1 protein-coding gene is annotated in these 2,023 nt (G+C 68.4%); it reads right to left on the reverse strand.

The genetic code is table 11. The features are described 5' to 3' along the window. Nucleotides 1-800: 800 nt before the first annotated feature. Nucleotides 801-1,385, reverse strand: coding sequence for a dihydrofolate reductase family protein (locus tag AHIS1636_RS20350; RefSeq protein ID WP_264797689.1), 585 nt, complete (start codon nucleotides 1,383-1,385; stop codon nucleotides 801-803). Between the last annotated feature and the right edge of the window lie 638 nt (nucleotides 1,386-2,023).

Consider the following 2,023-nt stretch of genomic DNA (forward strand, 5'->3'; position numbering starts at 1 on the left):
TTTTTCATGGCCGCTTACACACCACCCCAAACCCCACCCAACCACCCTACAACCACACCGCCACACCACTGTGACCCTCACCCCAACCCGCACCCGAAAACCCATCACACCCACACCGCGCCCCGCACGTAATCAACACCTCCCCCAACCCACCACTGAACCGGCCGCCGGCATACACCCCCCGGTCAGGCACCCACGCCCAGGAACGATCACGGCTCGGACGCGTACGCGCTATCGATAAGACCTGCCCTGCCGGGGCAGCCTGGAAGGGGTGCGGGCGAACTGTGCCGGGTTTCGCAGAGGATCCAGGGCAGCGGGCGCCCCGAGCTTCCGACCAGCCGCCCGCGGCGCCGAGCCGGCCGGCAGCACCACCCCGGCCCGGAGAGCCCTGCGCCCGCTTCTTCATCGCAAGGCGCCCACGGACAAATCCGGGCCGATCAGACCGTCCCGGGGACGTGCGCTTCAACAGACCGCCTCCCTGCTCCCGGGTAACGGCTGCGGGGCCGCGGCCACCACCGGGCAGGCTTGCGCCGCACCATCTCGTACGGCGTACGCCGTGTGCCGCCAGCTGCGCCGCGGCCGTCACCGGCAATCCGGCAGACCCGTCGGGTATTCCCAGGAAGAAGACGCGAACGCGGGACCGGTTCACATGGGAATCAACCGCGCGGCCCGCCTGCCGATGCGGCGGGGTCCGGATGAACCGGCCCATTACGACCGAGGGTGAGCGGTGAGTCTGCGGAAACCAAGGCCCGAGCCACACCCCAGTGAGCGTGTCGCGTCTCTTCGAGGGCGAACAGCGCTCAACGCCGCGTCTCATATCGGGTCAGGAGAACACCGCCGGGGAACGCCTTGGTCTCCACAAGGTCCACATTCACCCAGCTGTCCAATGCGGCGAAGAAGGGAGTGCCGCCGCCTACCAGAACTGGGTGGGTGACCAGAAGGTATTCATCGATCAGGCCGGCCCGCATGGCCGACCTTGCCAGAGTTGCGCCGCCAATAGCAATCGGGCCGCCGTCCTCGGCCTTGAGCCTGGTAATTTCGGCTGCCGCGTCACCGGCGACCAGGCGGGTATTCCAGTCGACCTTGTCGATGGTTGAGGAGAAGACGACTTTTGGTGTGTCGCGCCAGTTGCGCGCGAACTCGATCTGCGCCGAAGTGGCGTTAGGTTGCTGGTCGCCGGACGGCCAGTAGGAGCTCATCGTTTCCCACAGCTTGCGCCCATACAGGGACAAGCTGTTCGCCCGCTCCCGGTCGAGCCACCACTGGAACAGGTCGTCGCTCGGCACGCTCCAGCTGATGTCGTCCGGCGGCGACGTGCGGCTTGGGCCGTGCGCGGCGATGTAGCCGTCCAGGGTCACGTTCATGCCATAGCTCAGCCTGCGCATGGCGCCAGCCTCCATGATTCGGCGTCAGGCTGCAAGCGGCAACCAGCAATCGACCCTCCTTGGTGGAGGATGTAGCTGCGGAACGGACCCGCCGGGTTCCAGCAAGCTCTTAGCGCCGTGGCCGATGAAGTTACGGGCGGCCCGTGCACCGGGAGCGCAGAAGCAGGGCATTCAGGGCGCTCCGAACCCAGGCCGCGGGTCCGTGCGCCAAGCGATGCTTCACGAGGCCCCAGGTGCGGCCTCAAAGCCGTACGGGCGCAACACTGCTCGGGGCCGGGTTACCCGCTGGAACGCTCCAGCTTGTTCCGTCGCGGCGGGGGTGAGGGCGCGGGGGTGCGTCCTGGACGGGGCCGCCGGGATGCCCGGGCCAGGGCGTTCCCCGGCGGCCCCGTCCAGGACGCACCCCCGCGCCCTCACCCCCGCCGCGACGGAACAAGCTGGAGCGTTCCAGCGGGTAACCCGGCCCCGAGCAGTGTTGCGCCCGTACGGCTTTGAGGCCGCACCTGGGGCCTCGTGAAGCATCGCTTGGCGCACGGACCCGCGGCCTGGGTTCGGAGCGCCCTGAATGCCCTGCTTCTGCGCTCCCGGTGCACGGGCCGCCCGTAACTTCATCGGCCACGGCGCTAAGAGCTTGCTGG

It is taken from the genome of Arthrobacter mangrovi (assembly GCF_026011795.1).
Classification (GTDB): Bacteria; Actinomycetota; Actinomycetes; order Actinomycetales; family Micrococcaceae; genus Crystallibacter; species Crystallibacter mangrovi.